This is a genomic window from Enteractinococcus coprophilus (assembly GCF_006716305.1).
Lineage (GTDB): Bacteria > Actinomycetota > Actinomycetes > Actinomycetales > Micrococcaceae > Yaniella > Yaniella coprophila.
Map to the genome: position 1 here is coordinate 41,777 of NZ_VFOU01000004.1, position 15,144 is coordinate 56,920.

General features: G+C 55.9%; 20 protein-coding genes and 1 other RNA gene. 7 read left to right on the top strand and 14 right to left on the bottom strand.

What is annotated here, in order from left to right; all coding sequences use genetic code 11:
* The first annotated feature begins 57 nt into the window (after window positions 1–57).
* Both FB556_RS11430 and FB556_RS13895 read left to right on the top strand, forming a co-directional pair.
* Window positions 58–675: a GDSL-type esterase/lipase family protein gene (locus tag FB556_RS11430; RefSeq protein WP_246057442.1), complete on the top strand. Its 618-nt coding sequence runs from the start codon at window positions 58–60 to the stop codon at window positions 673–675.
* 48 nt (window positions 676–723) lie between these two features.
* The gene (locus tag FB556_RS13895) at window positions 724–798 is read left to right on the top strand and encodes a 50S ribosomal protein bL37 (protein WP_379985263.1); all 75 of its coding nucleotides are present in this window, start codon (window positions 724–726) and stop codon (window positions 796–798) included.
* 71 nt (window positions 799–869) lie between these two features.
* On the opposite strand, the gene rsrA is transcribed toward FB556_RS13895, so the two are convergent.
* Complete coding sequence (gene rsrA, locus FB556_RS11435) at window positions 870–1,157, bottom strand: mycothiol system anti-sigma-R factor (RefSeq protein WP_141867846.1); 288 nt, start codon at window positions 1,155–1,157, stop codon at window positions 870–872.
* Entirely contained in the window at window positions 1,154–1,834 is a 681-nt protein-coding gene (locus tag FB556_RS11440; RefSeq protein ID WP_141867848.1) for a sigma-70 family RNA polymerase sigma factor, read from the bottom strand. Before FB556_RS11440 ends, rsrA begins: the two co-directional genes overlap by 4 nt.
* A gap of 240 nt (window positions 1,835–2,074) precedes the next feature.
* Between FB556_RS11440 and aroA the strand changes: the two genes are divergently transcribed.
* The 5 genes from aroA to FB556_RS11465 are packed head-to-tail and all read left to right on the top strand — an operon-like array spanning window position 2,075 to window position 6,187.
* Window positions 2,075–3,448: a 3-phosphoshikimate 1-carboxyvinyltransferase gene (aroA, locus tag FB556_RS11445; RefSeq protein ID WP_141867850.1), complete on the top strand. Its 1,374-nt coding sequence runs from the start codon at window positions 2,075–2,077 to the stop codon at window positions 3,446–3,448.
* Complete coding sequence (gene rsgA / locus FB556_RS11450; RefSeq protein WP_141867852.1) at window positions 3,445–4,545, top strand: ribosome small subunit-dependent GTPase A; 1,101 nt, start codon at window positions 3,445–3,447, stop codon at window positions 4,543–4,545. Before aroA ends, rsgA begins: the two co-directional genes overlap by 4 nt.
* 25 nt (window positions 4,546–4,570) lie before the next feature.
* Window positions 4,571–5,395, top strand: coding sequence for a histidinol-phosphatase (gene hisN / locus FB556_RS11455; protein ID WP_141867854.1), 825 nt, complete (start codon window positions 4,571–4,573; stop codon window positions 5,393–5,395).
* The gene (locus FB556_RS11460; protein ID WP_170200457.1) at window positions 5,376–5,825 is read left to right on the top strand and encodes a FluC/FEX family fluoride channel; all 450 of its coding nucleotides are present in this window, start codon (window positions 5,376–5,378) and stop codon (window positions 5,823–5,825) included. The genes hisN and FB556_RS11460 overlap by 20 nt, the downstream gene beginning before the upstream one ends.
* Window positions 5,822–6,187, top strand: coding sequence for a fluoride efflux transporter FluC (locus tag FB556_RS11465; RefSeq protein ID WP_170200458.1), 366 nt, complete (start codon window positions 5,822–5,824; stop codon window positions 6,185–6,187). Before FB556_RS11460 ends, FB556_RS11465 begins: the two co-directional genes overlap by 4 nt.
* 87 nt (window positions 6,188–6,274) lie before the next feature.
* On the opposite strand, the gene ssrA is transcribed toward FB556_RS11465, so the two are convergent.
* The 12 genes from ssrA to FB556_RS13720 all read right to left on the bottom strand — a co-directional run bounded on the left by ssrA (window position 6,275) and on the right by FB556_RS13720 (window position 15,131).
* Window positions 6,275–6,642: a transfer-messenger RNA gene (gene ssrA, locus FB556_RS11470) on the bottom strand.
* 112 nt (window positions 6,643–6,754) lie between these two features.
* Window positions 6,755–7,264, bottom strand: coding sequence for an SsrA-binding protein SmpB (smpB, locus tag FB556_RS11475; RefSeq protein WP_141867860.1), 510 nt, complete (start codon window positions 7,262–7,264; stop codon window positions 6,755–6,757).
* Window positions 7,265–7,380: 116 nt separating this feature from the next.
* On the bottom strand, window positions 7,381–8,940 hold the full coding sequence (locus FB556_RS11480) for a peptidoglycan DD-metalloendopeptidase family protein (protein WP_141867862.1): 1,560 nt from the start codon (window positions 8,938–8,940) through the stop codon (window positions 7,381–7,383).
* A gap of 74 nt (window positions 8,941–9,014) precedes the next feature.
* Window positions 9,015–9,929 carry a permease-like cell division protein FtsX gene (gene ftsX / locus FB556_RS11485; protein WP_141867864.1) on the bottom strand — a complete coding sequence of 305 codons (915 nt, stop codon included), beginning with the start codon at window positions 9,927–9,929 and terminating at the stop codon, window positions 9,015–9,017.
* Entirely contained in the window at window positions 9,929–10,663 is a 735-nt protein-coding gene (gene ftsE / locus FB556_RS11490) for a cell division ATP-binding protein FtsE (RefSeq protein ID WP_141868362.1), read from the bottom strand. The genes ftsX and ftsE overlap by 1 nt, the downstream gene beginning before the upstream one ends.
* Window positions 10,664–10,811: 148 nt before the next feature.
* Window positions 10,812–12,005: an acetyl-CoA C-acetyltransferase gene (locus tag FB556_RS11495; protein WP_141867866.1), complete on the bottom strand. Its 1,194-nt coding sequence runs from the start codon at window positions 12,003–12,005 to the stop codon at window positions 10,812–10,814.
* 77 nt (window positions 12,006–12,082) lie between these two features.
* Window positions 12,083–12,526 (bottom strand): SRPBCC family protein, encoded by a 444-nt coding sequence (locus tag FB556_RS11500; RefSeq protein WP_141867869.1) that lies wholly within the window; start codon window positions 12,524–12,526, stop codon window positions 12,083–12,085.
* A 45-nt stretch (window positions 12,527–12,571) separates the two neighbouring features.
* On the bottom strand, window positions 12,572–13,681 hold the full coding sequence (gene prfB / locus FB556_RS11505; protein ID WP_141867871.1) for a peptide chain release factor 2: 1,110 nt from the start codon (window positions 13,679–13,681) through the stop codon (window positions 12,572–12,574).
* Between the two features lie 48 nt (window positions 13,682–13,729).
* The gene (locus tag FB556_RS11510) at window positions 13,730–14,161 is read right to left on the bottom strand and encodes a pilus assembly protein TadG-related protein (protein ID WP_141867873.1); all 432 of its coding nucleotides are present in this window, start codon (window positions 14,159–14,161) and stop codon (window positions 13,730–13,732) included.
* On the bottom strand, window positions 14,158–14,493 hold the full coding sequence (locus FB556_RS11515; protein WP_141867875.1) for a hypothetical protein: 336 nt from the start codon (window positions 14,491–14,493) through the stop codon (window positions 14,158–14,160). Before FB556_RS11515 ends, FB556_RS11510 begins: the two co-directional genes overlap by 4 nt.
* A gap of 73 nt (window positions 14,494–14,566) precedes the next feature.
* Complete coding sequence (locus tag FB556_RS11520; RefSeq protein WP_246057444.1) at window positions 14,567–14,959, bottom strand: TadE/TadG family type IV pilus assembly protein; 393 nt, start codon at window positions 14,957–14,959, stop codon at window positions 14,567–14,569.
* Window positions 14,943–15,131: a hypothetical protein gene (locus FB556_RS13720; protein WP_246057445.1), complete on the bottom strand. Its 189-nt coding sequence runs from the start codon at window positions 15,129–15,131 to the stop codon at window positions 14,943–14,945. The genes FB556_RS11520 and FB556_RS13720 overlap by 17 nt, the downstream gene beginning before the upstream one ends.
* Window positions 15,132–15,144 lie beyond the last annotated feature (13 nt).

The following is a 15,144-nucleotide window of genomic DNA, read 5'->3' on the forward strand; positions in this document are numbered from 1 at the left end:
CCATTGAGGTTCTAGACGACTACAGTGGATACAACGAACAGGCTAAGGAAAGAGGCAATGCACGTGCACACGCGAAACATCCGGTTGTTCTCCGTTGGATCTCGAACACTGACCGGTGTGGGTGATGCGCGCGGCCTGGGCTGGTTAGGCCGGGTATTGGCTAAGACCCATGCGCCAGACCTGGTCATCGAATCTTATCCGTTAGTTTTTCCCGACGAGACGACCGAGCAACTCTCCGAGCGTTGGGAACCAGAAGTGTTGCCTCGGCTAGCACAACAGGAGACCGAAAATCGGATGATTATCGCGGTCCCGCATGATCCAATAGTTACCATGGGCTCCTCGGCCCGAGCCCGACTACACTTGGCCAATATTTTAGACCGTGCAGCACAGCACAACCTGTCAACGTTTGTTGTCGGTCCTACCCCGGCCCAAGATCAAGAAACCAATGCTCACTTGGCACAGCTCAATGCTGCGTATCAAGATGTCGCAGAACGGCGAGGGGTCACCTATATTGACGCGTTGACTGATTTGGTGAACCACCAGAATTTCAATGAAGACGTCATGATCAATGACGGTCTGCCGGGCCAATCGGCCTACGGGCTCATCGCGTGGTTGGTTTTGAACCGCGGCTGGTTTGAATGGCTCGGTATTGCAGACCCGAGCATTCACGGCTAATTGTCAGTGGTACACTAGCGTGGAACCATTTTAGAAAGGAGCCACACGATGAGCAAACGTGGTCGCAAACGCAAGGATCGTCGCAAGAACCGTGCCAACTCTGGCAAGCGTCCAAACGCCTAAGCGTTCTTGTACAGAAAAAAGTCTGAACCAACTGGTTCAGACTTTTTTATTGACCTCGCACAGGCCCAAAACTAACCGGTGGTTTTCAGCTCACTGATACGATGCAAAATCTTATCTTTCAGACTACGTGGGGCCTTTTCATCGCAGGACCGCTTCACGACGTCGCGAATAATCAATTCGAGATCATGCTCCGACTGGCACTCCGGACAGCCATCAATATGGGCGCGAACTTCTGCGAGATCAGCAGAATCCAAAGCGCCATCTAGATACTGATAAATGCTTTCAATCCGGGCTTCGGTGCACCCACCGTTTTCGGCGCGATCGGACTCGGTCCGAACGTCTTGTGTTTCATGTGTCATTTTTGGGCCTCCTCCGATGCTTTTGCTTGTTGTTCTTTCTGTAATTCAATCGCGCCCTTAATGCCGCGCTCAGCGGCATAATCTGTGAGCAGTTCACGCAAGCTACGACGTCCCCGGTGCAACCGAGACATCACCGTACCAATAGGCACATCCAAAATGTCAGCGATCTCTTTATAAGCAAAGCCCTCAACATCCGCCAGATACACGGGAATCCGGAAGTCCTCGGAGATCTCAGCCAGCGCATTCTTCACGTCGCTATCGGGCAGGACATCCAGCGCTTCGGTCTCAGCCGAGCGCAAGCCGGACGATGTATGTTCAGCGGCCCTGGCCATCTGCCAGTCTTCCAGACCATCGCCGTCGGCTTCCTGTGGACGACGTTGACGCTTGCGATAAATGTTGATGTACGTGTTCGTCAAGATCCGAAACAGCCAGGCACGCAAATTCGTACCGGGTTTGTACTGGTGAAACGAAGAATACGCACGAGCATATGCTTCTTGCACCAGATCCTCGGCGTCTTCAGGATTACGGGTCATCCTCAAGGCACCAGAATACAGCTGATCCACGTACTGCATCGCGTCCCGTTCAAAACGGTCCCTGCGCTGCTCATCCGTCTCAGCTTTCGGATCAATACGAGAGCCGTCATCGGCTGCGGGAATTTCAGAAGGCAAAGGAGTCATCCCAGCTAAGTCTAATCTGAAAACCTGCTCATGAGAGGTTTCTGTCGGCGCATAAAGCGTTAGCACTGCTGTATCACGTCCTCCCGAGTGTGCATCGCCACGTTAATCATCTAGCACCTACAGCGATCGCCGGGACCTAAATATTCCCTCAACATCTCCCGAACTGCCACGCTGTCAGCGAGAACAAGGTATCTTGGAAGAAGTCTGGTCACCCCGTTTTGTCGATTACGAAAGAGGTCAGTGTTGGTCACAAGGACGCCCGCCCCCGGTGAAACATGGTCCGCACCGTTCACCAATACCCCAATCCACGCGACCGTCGCGTTGCCGGGTTCCAAGTCATTAACGAACCGACACCTTGTCCTCGCCGCCCTATCCGAGTCCCCCAGTCGCCTGACCGGTGTACTCGTCTCGCGCGACACCGACCTGATGATCCAAGCGCTCACAGCCTTGGGGGCCGCCTTCCAGCGAGTCAACGATGACCCGACCGTTTTAGATGTCACGCCCATCCGGCTGGCCGAAACCACCGGGGAGATCACGGTGGATTCGGGACTAGCAGGAACCGTGATGCGTTTTATCCCCGGGGTGGCCGCTGGAACACAGGCCACTGTGCTCGTCGACGGTGATGAACAATCCTATGCCCGCCCGATGGGACCCGTCATCGATGGTCTGATTCAAGCCGGCGCCCACATCAGCGCCAACGGTCAAGACCCCATCACAACTCTCCCACTCACCGTGCACGGCAAAGGCCCCGTCCCTGGCGGTGCGGTGGGTATCGATTCGGGGGGTTCCTCGCAATTTGTCTCCGCCCTGCTCTTGGTTGGCGCAACCTTCGGGCGCGGCCTGGATCTACGTCACACGGGCGAACATACCCCCAGTCCAGAACACATCGCGATGACCGTCAATGTGCTTGAGGCTGCTGGCGTGCGCATTGAACATCCCGAACCAAATCGCTGGATGGTGCATCCCGGCCCCATCACCGCCACCGACACCGCCGTAGAGCCGGACCTCTCCAATGCCGGTCCATACCTTGCTGCGGCCGTCGTCACCGGCGGCAGTGTGACCGTACCGTACTGGCCACAAGAAACCACCCAAATTGGTGACCGTTGGCGTGACATTTTGCCCGCCTTCGGCGCGACCGTGACCTTTGAGCCGGTGGCCGGAACCAACTATGGCGACCTGACCGTCACCGGCACACGGGATGCAACCGGGCGCCCCATCATCACCGGCGGGGGTGAAATCGCCGATCTTGCCGAATTGACCCCCACGACGGCGGCCCTTGCACTGCTAGCCGACGGACCCACCCGCTTGACCAAAATTGGCCACCTTCGCGGGCATGAAACTGACCGGCTCACAGCGCTCAACGCCGAGGCCACGAAACTCGGCGCAACCATTGAAGAAGGACTCGACTACTTGGCCTTCGCCGGGGGTTATGATCTGACCGGTGCGACACTGGAATCCTACGCGGATCACCGCATGGCCACCTTCGGGGCAATCATCGGGCTGGCCGTAGAACATACCGTCGTCCATGACATTGCCACCACTGCCAAGACGATGCCGGACTTCCCGAGCGCGTGGACGAAACTCGCCGCCGGCCAACGGGACATTCGCGCATGAGTCGCAACCGCATCGATTACTCGCGCTATGACGAGTCATCGGTTCCGAAGCGTCCGTCAAAACGCGGCAGTCGGCCCCGCACCAAGGACCGTCCGGCCCACGAAGACGCCATCACCGGCCGAGTCACCACGGTTGATCGCGGACGCTACACCATCTTCCTGCCGGCTCAACGCAAGACCAAATCCTCTCGTGGCGCCAAAGCTCGCTATATCACCGCGATGCGCGCCCGGGAAATGCGCAAAACCGCCATCGTCACCGGCGACCTCGTCGACGTCGTTGGTGATACCTCCGGTGACGATGGCACCTTAGCCCGCATCGTGCGCCTCCAACCCCGCGAGACTGTGCTGCGGCGCTCTGCCGACGACACCGATGCCTACGAACGCATTGTCGTCGCCAATGCCGACACCCTGGTGATCGTCGTCGCAGCAGCCAATCCAGAGCCGCGCACCGGCTTTATCGACCGCGCCATGGTCGCAGCCTACGACGCCGGGATCACCCCGATCTTATGCATCACCAAAACCGACCTCGCGGAACCCGATACACTCCGGGAGCATTACGCCCACCTCAAGCTGGAAATTTATACCATCGGGCCGGTCAATACCGACGACGGCGACCCCAGCCTTGCCCCCATCCTGCATCCGGCCGATCTTGATGCTCTCCAGGACCGGTTGTCCGGACACATCTCCGCGCTCATTGGACCCTCCGGGGTCGGCAAGTCCACCCTGCTCAACGCGCTGACCGGCGCGGAGCGAGCGGTCGGCCACGTCAACGTCGTCACCGGACGGGGCAGGCATACATCGTCATCGGCCTTGGCCATACCGCTCAACCAGGCCGGCACCTCAATGATCATCGACACCCCGGGCATTCGGTCGTTTGGCATGGGTCTGGTCGACCCCGATACCGTCGTTGCAGCCTTCGAGGACCTTGGTGATGCCATTGTGAACTGCCCGCGCGGATGCACCCACACCGAAGACTCCCCCGGTTGTGCCCTGGACGCCTGGGTGGCTGCCGGTCACGCCGGTGAGTCCGGTGCCCAACGCTTGGCCTCATTGCGTAGACTGCTGGCCAATCGCCTCGAATCCGAAGACTTTGACTAATCCCAACAAGGAAAGACACTCCACCATGCAGCTCACCCCCTCCCGCCAGGGTTACCGCGAAGACCTCAATCTTGCACTGGTCATCGCTGATTCCGTTGACGCGCTCACGATGTCGCGGTTTCAATCCGTGGACCTGAAGGTCGACACCAAACCAGATATGACGCCGGTATCCGACGCCGATCGCGCCGCCGAAGAACTCATCCGCGAACAACTCAAACGCGCCCGACCTCGCGACGCCGTCACCGGCGAGGAATTCGGTCACACCGGCTCCGGTAAACGCCGCTGGATCATTGACCCGATTGACGGCACCAAAAACTTTGTGCGCGGCGTTCCGGTGTGGGCGACACTGATTGCCCTGGTGGAAAACAACGAACCGGTCGTCGGGGTGGTTTCCGCGCCTGCCCTGAATCGCCGCTGGTGGGCTTATGCCGACGGTGGCGCGTATACCGGCAAATCACTTTCGAACGCCACTCGTATCCACGCCTCGGATGTCACAGAAATTTCAGATGCGTCCCTGTCGTTTTCCTCGTTGGAAGGCTGGCGCGATCGTGGCAACGTCAGCGAGTTTCTACAGCTGACCTCCGACGTTTGGCGCGTGCGAGCATTTGGCGATTTTTGGTCGTACATGCTCGTGGCCGAAGGAGCCGTGGATATCGCCTGCGAACCTGAGTTGGAAGTCTATGACATGGCCGCGATCGTCCCAATCGTCACCGAAGCCGGGGGCACCTTTACCTCCTTGGATGGCGAACCAGGTCCCTACGGTGGCCACGGCCTGGCAACTAATACTCATCTGCACGACGACGTACTAGAACGTCTCAATCCCGCACTTCGTGGCCAATCCCGCGCCTAAACCTAATCCCCGCACCGTCGCCGCGGTAGCACTCGGTGGTGTTGTCGGTGCGCTGGCCCGAGTGTACCTTCCGTGGCCGAGCCTGACGTTTCCCGGTGATCCAGGCGACCCGCTGCCCACGCTAGTCGTGAATATGCTCGGGTCTGTGCTGCTGGGCCTGATCGCCGGCTACGCGACTCATCGCAAGTGGCCCGAGCCACTGCACAAAGGTATCACTGTCGGGGTATTGGGGTCTTTCTCCACGATGTCGGCACTGGCGCTGGCGGTAAGTCTCGCTGCAGCGGGCCAAACCAGCTTTGGTATCGCCTCGTCGGTACCCTCGCCATGGTTGTGGTTGCTTGCCATCCTGATGTTGGTGGGGTTCCTCGGATTGACAACGCTGTTGACCTTGGCGAGCTACCGAGTGGGCCTCCGCAGGGCAGCTCGATGACGATGCTGGTGTATTTTGTGCTCGCCTCTGCCGCAGGTGCGGTGCTGCGCTACCTAGCGGACCTCTACTTACCCCGTCGCGGGATCTTGCTGGTCAACGTCATCGGTTCAGCTATAGCCGGCGTTGTAACCGGGCTCGGCTGGGAGCAGGTTATCGATGAACGTGTTGCACTGATCCTGCTCGGCGGCTTCGCTGGCTCCTTGACCACATACTCCACTGTCGCACTCACCACCGCGCAACAGTCCGTAGAGAGACCGGGCAAGGCCATCATGACCTGGCTGCAGCATGTAGGCCTATCGATCTTGGTCTGTTACCTGGGGTTCATCGCCGTGATCAGCCTGATCTCCGTGACTACTCCGTGACACTCTGGTCTTCCACGGGCCTGAATTGTCATCACTGGCCGCGTTTAGGGTAAGAAAAAACCCGCCATCCGTGCGATGGCGGGTTGATAGTGGAGATGCCGGGAATTGAACCCGGGTCCGATGTGGCATTCGTTAGGCTTCTCCGTGCGCAGTCTGCATGGAGTTTTATCGACCTCAGCCGCTCGCAGACGAGCAACTGTTAGGTCTAGTCGGATTCAGGTCTCTGTCGCTTCCCCCGACAGGGGCGACAGACAGTGGCTATCTAAGCGACGCCAGGCACCAGGTCGATAGCAAAGCCTGGGCTGACGGACTCGTTCGCTAGTTAGGCAGCGAGAGCGAAGTCAGTGCGTTTAGAATCGGCACTTAATTGGTTGCAAAGGGTGTTTACGAGATAACTTTGCGTCCTCGGCACGCTTCCCTTACGGCAACTCACATCGTCGAAACCGATCATCCCCGTATTCTGTTATATAACAGCACCTGGTCAGGCCAGGACCTTTTACTCTAACGTAAAGGGCTCAATATGTACAACCCAAAGTGCACGATATTTATTCCAGGCATCCTGCGATATTACAGCAGGGATGTGCCACGGCGATTGGCTTCCCGCATAGCACGCTGTGCCTCGCGTTTATCCTGGGCCTCACGCAGTGCGTGGCGTTTATCGTAGTCACGTTTACCTTCAGCAAGAGCGATCTCAACCTTGGCTTTGCCGTCACGAAAGTAAAGCGACAACGGCACGATGGTGGTTCCGGCGGTATCGAGCTCGCGTTTGAGCTTATTCAACTCGCTGCGATGTAGCAGAAGCTTCCGCTTCCGACGGGCTTGGTGATTGGTCCAGGTACCATAGCCGTATTCGGGAATATACACGTTTTCGAGCCACAGCTCGTTACCGGAAAACATCGCGAAGCCATCGACAATGGATGCTTGGCCGTCACGCAATGATTTAACTTCCGTGCCCATCAGAGCGATTCCGGCTTCGTAAGTGTCTTTAATGTTGTAGTTATGGCGCGCTTTGCGGTTAGAAGCGATCACTTGTCGATCTGAGCGCGCAGGCTTGCTGCGACCAGACTTTTTGGACATTCTCACTCCTTCCGCTGTTCGTTTTCGTCCAACCTGCAATTATACAGGTGCTGTCAAAACGGCGCCTCCGTTCAGTTGCAATGAACTGAACGGAGGCGCCCGTGAAAGATGAAATGTTAGAGCAGACCCGCCGGGTTGACCGGGGTGCCATTGCGTAGCGTCTCAAAGTGTAGGTGGCAACCAGTCGAGTTACCGGTAGTTCCGGTATAACCGATGACTTGTCCCTGGGAGACCTTCTGACCCGGGCTGACGATGTAACGGGTCATGTGGTGATACTTAGTGGCGAGCAAGTCCCCGTTAACGCGTCCGTGGTCAATGACCACACGGCGACCAGAAGTCGACACTGCCCAGTCAGCATTAATTACTGTTCCAGAGCGTGCAGCCTTGATGGGAATACCGCAACCGCCACCGTAGTCAATACCGGTATGGACATAGCCGCCGCGACCGCCATAGTCATATGTTCCAGCAGGCGTTGGGCGCCATCCGAAGCCTGATGTGACATAGGTGTTGATGGGCACAATCAGACCCCATGCACTGCCACGGTTTGCTTTCTGGGTGACTTTTTTCTCGGCGGCTTTGTAACTCTTATTTGCACTGGTGGCCGCGCTGCGGGCCTTATTCGCGGACTGTTTTTGCTGCTGTGTCGCGTTTCGCTCAGCTGCTTTGCGTTCTGCTTCACGAGCCTTGCGTTCAGCCTCTTCAGCTGCCTTTCGTTTCGCTTCAGCTTCTGCAACGGCTTCATCGTATTCTTGCTGAAGTTGCGAAATCTCGGATGACTGGGCGTTGACCTTTTCCTGCTGAGCCAGGATCTGCTCGTTGACGTTGTCGGCAGCAGCACGGTTGTCTTCGATCGCAGCTTCGATGCGCGGCCGTTCCGCTTCAAGCTCTGCAGTCAGACGTTCGTTGGTCTGAATCATGCCATCGAGTTCTTCTTTGGCAGCGTTGGCTTCATCCCGTGCGGCCTGTTCTGCCGCCAATGCTTCTTCGGCTTGAGCTTTGAGCTCGCGAATCTCTGCTTCTACAGCTTCAAGGCGAGCCTGAGCGTTCATGTCTTCGGCGTTTTGCTGCGAAACTTCAGCAATCTGGTTTTCTTGAATGCGCAGTGCCTGCTGTGCCATACCCATCGCTTCGGGTAGGGAGGAATCGCTGACACCGAGCAGGAATGAGAGGTCGTTGACACCACCAGACTTATACGCTTCAGCCGCGATCTGGCCCACTTCGTCTTGTGCGAGATCAAGAGCAGCTTCGGATTCGGCAATTTCCTGCTGGATATCAGCCAGTCGAGCCTCGGCGTCGGCAACACGATTATTGAGCGAGTTCACCTCTTGCTGCGCGGCAGCTACTCGTGCTTCGGCGTCCTCAACAGCTTGCTGAGCCGCCGGCAACTGCTCCTGAAGCTGTTGTAGCTCGGTGACTTTGTTCGCAATGTCTTCGTCGAGGCCTTCAAGCGATGCATTCAAGTCACCGCGGTCGGAGTCGAGACCGTCTTTTTGGTCGTTGAGCTCTTCAAGCGAGCCGCCTAGCCGATTGCGCTCTTTCTTCGAGTCTTCCAACTGACGCTCAAGTCGGTCAATGCGCTCCTGCCCGTGAGCAGGCACCACTGACGTGACACCAAGAACCGCCACGATGCCGGCGGCTGCAAGAGCACTTGTGAAACGTCGTTGAATCATATTCATGTCTCCTTTAGACACGCGCCAAATATCGTGTTGTATAGCTTGAAGATGGCTCGATCAATAACAATACTCAATCACTAAACTTTTAGATAGCGTCGAAGCGTCAACATCGACGACGCTGCAGCTAGTATTAGGGCGATCAAAAATAGCAGTGGAACCAGCCATAATGCTTCGGCAGAAGAAATGAAACCAGTTTGCGGGTACTGACTTGCCAGCCAGTCGGCGATAAAGAACTTCGCAATGGCCCAGGTTGCCACCGAGGCCAGAGCCGCACCCAACAAGGCGGCAACGACACCTTCAGCCAAAAATGGCAACTGGATCATCGTCTTTGAAGCGCCCACTAAGCGCATAATCCCGGTTTCGCGGCGTCGGGAGAATGCCGAAAGACGAATAGTGGTCGCGATGAGCAAAATGGCCGTGATCAACATGATGATGGCCAAAGCAATAGCGATCACCGAAGCGATGTTCATCAAAGAGAATAACGACTCCAAAAGCTCTCGCTGGTCAGAGACGACTTCAACCCCGGCCATGCCGGAGAACATTTCGTTGACGACTTCGTATTGTTCTGGATCAACCAGGGAAACTCGGAACGATTCTGGCAGTTGCTCAGCTGTCACGCTTTCGGCCATGTCTAGGTTGGCATACTGCTGTTGGAACAGCTCAAGGGCTTGTTCTTGGGATTCGTATTCGTAACTTTCCACATACGCGGCAGCTTGTGGCGAATCGAGTTGAGCTTCGATGGCGTCGCGCTGAGCATCCGTGATCCCCCCACCGGCACAGCTAGCGGCGGTTGAGGTGTCGTTACATAAGAAGATGGCGACTTCGACTCGGTCGTACCAGTAGCCCTTCATTTGATTAATCTGCATCTGCAGCAACCCAGCTGAGCCGACAAACGTCAGGGAAATAAACGTCACCAGTACCACAGAAATGACCATGGACAGATTTCGGCGGATGCCGGAGAAGGTTTCCGACAGGATAAACGCGAACCGCACTATTTCACCTCGGTCTTCCGAAGTCGTGATTGCAGCTGTGCGGTATTGTCAGCGGGCTGATAGCCACCTTCGGCTTCATCGCGGACGATCTTGCCGGCCTCAAGTTCAACGACTCGTCGCCGCATGGTGTTGACGATTTCGTTGTCGTGGGTTGCCATCACCACGGTTGTCCCGTTCTGATGGATCGTATCGAGCACTTCCATAATTCCCCACGAGGTTTCGGGATCGAGGTTACCGGTCGGTTCATCGGCCAGCAATATCGCAGGTTTATTGACGACGGCGCGAGCAATTGCCACGCGCTGTTGCTCACCACCTGACAGCTCATGCGGGAACCGGTGCGCTTTATCGCGCAGCCCCACCGTTTCCAAAACCTCAGGCACGGTCTGATTAATCAGACTGCGACGTTTCCCCAAAACTTGCATCGCGAAAGCAACGTTCGAAAACACGGTCTTATTCGGTAGCAAACGGAAATCTTGAAAGACAACGCCCAAGTCTCGCCGCAGATGGGGCACTCGCCAAGACGATAACCGAGCGACATCGCGACCCGAGACATAGACGGTCCCAGAGGACGCTTTTTCTTCGCGTTGGACGAGTCGAATAAATGTCGATTTACCGGATCCGGAGGGACCAACGAGGAATACGAACTCGCCGCGAACGATTTCGGTTGTTACACCGTCTAATGCAGGACGAGAGGTCGTATCATAGACCTTCGTTACATCTTCGAATCGGATCATCATTTTCCTTGACCGAATCGCCACACGATCCACCGGTGCTTGGTCTTGTCGGGGAAGCAGAAAGCACCAGCACTCCAAGACTAATCACGGTTGGATAACATCCGTGGGATCTTGGGGCTGGTGCCGGGGGTGTGTTGAAATTTATGTTTTAGCGTTCAAGCAAAATGGCTTCGCCCTGGCCACCGCCACCACACAGGGCTATAGCAGCCCGACCTCCGCCACGTCGATCTAGCTCTTTTGCAGCAGTTAACGTTAATCGGGCGCCCGACGCTCCTACCGGGTGGCCAAGCGCAATAGCTCCACCGTAGAGATTTGATTGTTCTATGGGGTAGTTATCGAGATCTTTCAGCGATTGGACGATGACGGCACCGAAGGCTTCGTTAATTTCGATGAAATCGACGTCAGAGATCTCCCAGCCGCTACGTTTGGCCGCAGCAAGTAGGGCGTTAGAGGGCTGCGAGTGCAGCAGCGCGTCACGGGGGCCCGCCACCTGGCCGTAGCCGGCAACGGTAGCCAGGATGTTGAGTCCGTGCTTTTGGGCATACTCTCGTGCCACTACAACGAGCGCGGCCGCCCCGTCGGATAGTTGTGATGAGTTTCCTGCTGTGACACTGCCATCCTGGGCAAAGGCCGCGGGAAGCTTGGCAAGGGTTTCTTCGGTAGTACCTTCGCGAACGCCTTCATCGGTGTCAAAGATGACCGGTTCACCGCGTCGCTGTGGAATCTCAATCGGTGTAATTTCTTCTGCGCGGACTGCAGCACCGTCTACCGCACGTTGATGCGACATCGCAGCAACCCGATCCTGGCTCTGACGGTCAAGATCGTGCGTCACGTTGCCTTGCTCCGTCAGAATCCCCATCGAGACTTGACTGTCCTGGTCGGTAAGCGCATCATGATCCGTAGCATCCAGCATCGTGACGGAACCATATTTGTGCCCACTGCGCGATCCGGGAATCAGATGAGGGGCGTTGGTCATAGACTCCTGACCCCCGGCTATGACAACGTTAGCGTCGCCTAAAGCGATCATACGTGCCGCATCGATGACGGCGGTAGCCCCAGAGAGACACACCTTATTGATGGTCATACCGTGCACATCGCGTCCGAGCCCGGCCTGTAACGCTGCCTGCCGCCCTGGGTTTTGACCAGAACCGGCTTGGACAACTTGTCCCATAATCACGGTGTCCACATCATCAGCTGAAATGCCGGCGTCCTGAATCGCACCAGTGATGGCATGAGCACCAAGATCAATGGCCGAGAAGCTACTCAGAGATCCAAGTAAGCGCCCAAACGGGGTTCGGGAACCGCCGACAATTACTGCATCGCGTGGTGAAGGGGTAGACAACGTGACTCCTACGGGTTCTGGTGTGTGGTTCAACACATTCTAACGCACAGGGTCAAATACCTAGTCACTCGTATACGTTAGCTTTCGGCTTTCAGTGATAGGCGGTTAACCGAACTCATCAGCGCTTCTTCAGTGTAAGAGCGGGCTCGCGTAAAACGTGTTTCATCGGTCAGTTGAGTCCAGTCGTAGGTGTGAGTCACCTCGGTTTGTGTGTCATTGATGGGACGCAGTTCCCAGCGGAAAATATGTCCTCGTGGTTCTTCGCCAGTAGGCGCGGGCTTCCAGGCAATGCGCCGACCCTCTTCAAACTCGACCACGTGATTCGTCCGGCTCTCGCCGTTGGTCAACTCCATAGTGAAGTCCTGATTCACCGCAGTGATGCGTTGACCTGTAGGGGCTTTTGCGAGGTTGTCGTTGCCGTCCCACTCCGGTTGTTGGGCAGGATCAGCAATGAGTTCAAATATTGTTGTGGCGGGGGCATCAATTGTCCGCGTGGCATGCACAATGCGTTGTTCAGTCATGCCTCTAGTCTTGCACCATCGCTTGGTGTTGACTAGGGGCGGTGGTTATTCGTGACGACCTTCAGCACGCCATCGAATTCCTGCTTCAATGAAATCATTAATTTCACCATTGAAGACTTTATCCGGATTTCCTTCTTCATGGTTGGTGCGCAAATCCTTGACCATCTGATACGGGTTTAAGACATAGGAGCGCATTTGATCGCCCCAAGAAGCCTTGACGTCACCGGCCAGTTCTTTCTTTTTGGCTTCCTCTTCTTCTTTACGTAACAACAAGAGGCGTGACTGCAAGACGCGCATCGCCGCAGCACGGTTTTGAATCTGTGATTTTTCGTTCTGCATTGACACCACAATGCCGGTCGGAAGGTGGGTCAAACGCACCGCCGAGTCGGTGGTGTTCACGTGTTGTCCACCAGGCCCTGACGAACGAAATACATCAACTCGCAGGTCAGTATCAGGAATATCGATAGAGTCATCAGATTCAATAAGTGGCACGACTTCGACTGCTGCAAAAGAAGTATGCCGTCGTCCTTGGTTATCAAACGGTGAGATCCGCACGAGACGGTGTGTACCGGCTTCCACAGATAACGTGCCGTAGGCATACGGAGCGTTGACTTCAAACGTAGCCGATTTCAGACCGGCTTCTTCCGCGTAGGACGTGTCCATGACTTTGGCAGGGTACCCGTTGTGCTCGGCCCACCGCAGATACATGCGCAGTAGCATCTGAGTAAAGTCTGAGGCATCAACTCCGCCAGCTCCAGCACGAATGGTGATGACGGCTTCGCGTTCGTCGTATTCCCCACTCAGTAAGGTAACGGTCTCCAGCTGGCTGAGGGCTTTTTTGATAGCAGTCAACTCATTTGCTGCTTCCGCATAAAGATCAGTGTCGCCAGCTTCTTGTGCCAGTTCAACCATGACTTCTAGGTCATCGATTCGGGAGGCTAACGAGGTGAGTCGCTCTAGTTCATGTTCTTTTCGCGACAACGCCGAAGTAACCTGTTGTCCGATTGTTGGATCGTTCCAGAGATCAGGGGCGCTAGCTTGCTTAGACAGGTCAGCGATTGCGGCGCGGATCTGTTCGACGTCGGATACCGCCGCGATGGATTCGTAGGTGTGGCGCAGGTCTGCGATTTCTGCGGAAAAGTCAATATCAGCCATTATTCTTCCAGGATACGCGAAATGGGAGTCAGGGCATAAATACTGTTTTCATTGCGTGAGCTGTGTTCTGGCCGTGCCCTCTGCAGTCACGACCACACCAGCAGGAAGCACCCAGTTAACAACCGGCGGGTGTGCTGTGGCAGATAACTGGACTGTCACGGTCGTATCGCCAGTAACACGGACCTGCTCCACGCGAAGATGAGGAAACCGGTCAGCTGCCTCAACATTGGTCAGGTGCTGGTTGACCTCGCTCGTGGCTGTTTCGTGAGTGATCTTCAGTGCAAGTGCCTCAGGATCAGCGAGTGTAAATGCTGTAGCCGCACTCTGAGCAGCAGAGTCCGCAAGTGACAACAGTTTGCGGTGTTGCAAAGTGACCGACATGATCGCTGCGATGGTCAGGGTAAACAGTAAAATAATGACCGTCACGCCGATTACGAAAACTGAGGTTTGCCCGTTATCTTCCTGCCCTCGAATGATCATTCGAACTCCCCTATCAGGTGATAACCGGTTGCGTCCATCGTGGCAATGCGGGTTGGCTTTCCGAAAAACGTTGGGACTAACGGCAACGTCACATCCATTGATACATACACACGAATTTGAGTCCCTGGATTCGTACAATCTGGGTTACTGCATTTTATCGTTGTGGTGGTTGCATCCGGTTCTAGTTGAAAGTCCTCAGCAGTCAGTTGGACTGTGCGAATTGCAAGCTGTTCAGCCTGGGCCGCGCTCTGGCTAAGACCAACGGTCTTAGCAGCCTGGTCGGCTGCAGCCACAGCGGCGTAGCCGGCTGCTTGCAACTGCGAGATCGTCAAGAGCAAATATATGGCGGGAATCAATAATATGACAGATAGGCCGATGAACTCGACTGTGGCTGATCCCTGATCGTTACGGAGTGAGATCATATGCTTGTGCCGTCGCTGATAAAGGAACGGGCGCGGTGATGAACCCCAGCATCGGAAGGTGATGTGTCACAGTGACACGAATGAGCTCACCGTCGCTTTCTCGCCCGATGGTTACGATCGCTGATTCTGCATTTGGTATGCTGCTGGCCAACAGAGCAGCGGTCCGCTTTTGCCCATCGGTCAGGTTGCGATCTGCAAGTGCTGCATAGCGAGCACCCGCAGACGCTGCATCAATCATTGTGTTTCTGGTGTGAATAATGACGCCTATCTGCAAGATGGTCCCGCAGAGTAAAGTCACCAGCCCGATGATCATCGCTGATTCGGCTACGACCGCGCCCGTATCTCTACGGGAGGTCGGCTTAAGACCCTGAAACACGCGCTATCGCTTCTTCAAATAAACCATTCAGGGCTGGCCCCGCAAGCGCAAGTAGACCTGCTACCAGAATGGCGGACATAAGTGTGATCATGACCCACCCGGGCACATCCCCACGCTCGTCTTGGAATCGGTCAATGGTGAGGTGCCTAGTAATGCGGTTGAGTAAGTGCACGGTGAATCCTTTC

Bases quoted from the DNA above. Each gene is read 5' to 3' on its own strand.
- FB556_RS11500 (WP_141867869.1), bottom strand. From the start codon at position 12,526: ATGACTGAACAACGCATTGTGCATGCCACGCGGACAATTGATGCCCCC.
- ftsE (WP_141868362.1), bottom strand. From the start codon at position 10,663: ATGATCCGATTCGAAGATGTAACGAAGGTCTATGATACGACCTCTCGT.
- rsgA (WP_141867852.1), top strand. From the start codon at position 3,445: ATGAGTCGCAACCGCATCGATTACTCGCGCTATGACGAGTCATCGGTT.
- smpB (WP_141867860.1), bottom strand. From the start codon at position 7,264: ATGTCCAAAAAGTCTGGTCGCAGCAAGCCTGCGCGCTCAGATCGACAA.
- FB556_RS11465 (WP_170200458.1), top strand. From the start codon at position 5,822: ATGACGATGCTGGTGTATTTTGTGCTCGCCTCTGCCGCAGGTGCGGTG.
- FB556_RS11510 (WP_141867873.1), bottom strand. From the start codon at position 14,161: ATGATCATTCGAGGGCAGGAAGATAACGGGCAAACCTCAGTTTTCGTA.
- FB556_RS11480 (WP_141867862.1), bottom strand. From the start codon at position 8,940: ATGAATATGATTCAACGACGTTTCACAAGTGCTCTTGCAGCCGCCGGC.
- prfB (WP_141867871.1), bottom strand. From the start codon at position 13,681: ATGGCTGATATTGACTTTTCCGCAGAAATCGCAGACCTGCGCCACACC.
- hisN (WP_141867854.1), top strand. From the start codon at position 4,571: ATGCAGCTCACCCCCTCCCGCCAGGGTTACCGCGAAGACCTCAATCTT.
- FB556_RS11430 (WP_246057442.1), top strand. From the start codon at position 58: ATGCACGTGCACACGCGAAACATCCGGTTGTTCTCCGTTGGATCTCGA.
- rsrA (WP_141867846.1), bottom strand. From the start codon at position 1,157: ATGACACATGAAACACAAGACGTTCGGACCGAGTCCGATCGCGCCGAA.
- FB556_RS11440 (WP_141867848.1), bottom strand. From the start codon at position 1,834: ATGACTCCTTTGCCTTCTGAAATTCCCGCAGCCGATGACGGCTCTCGT.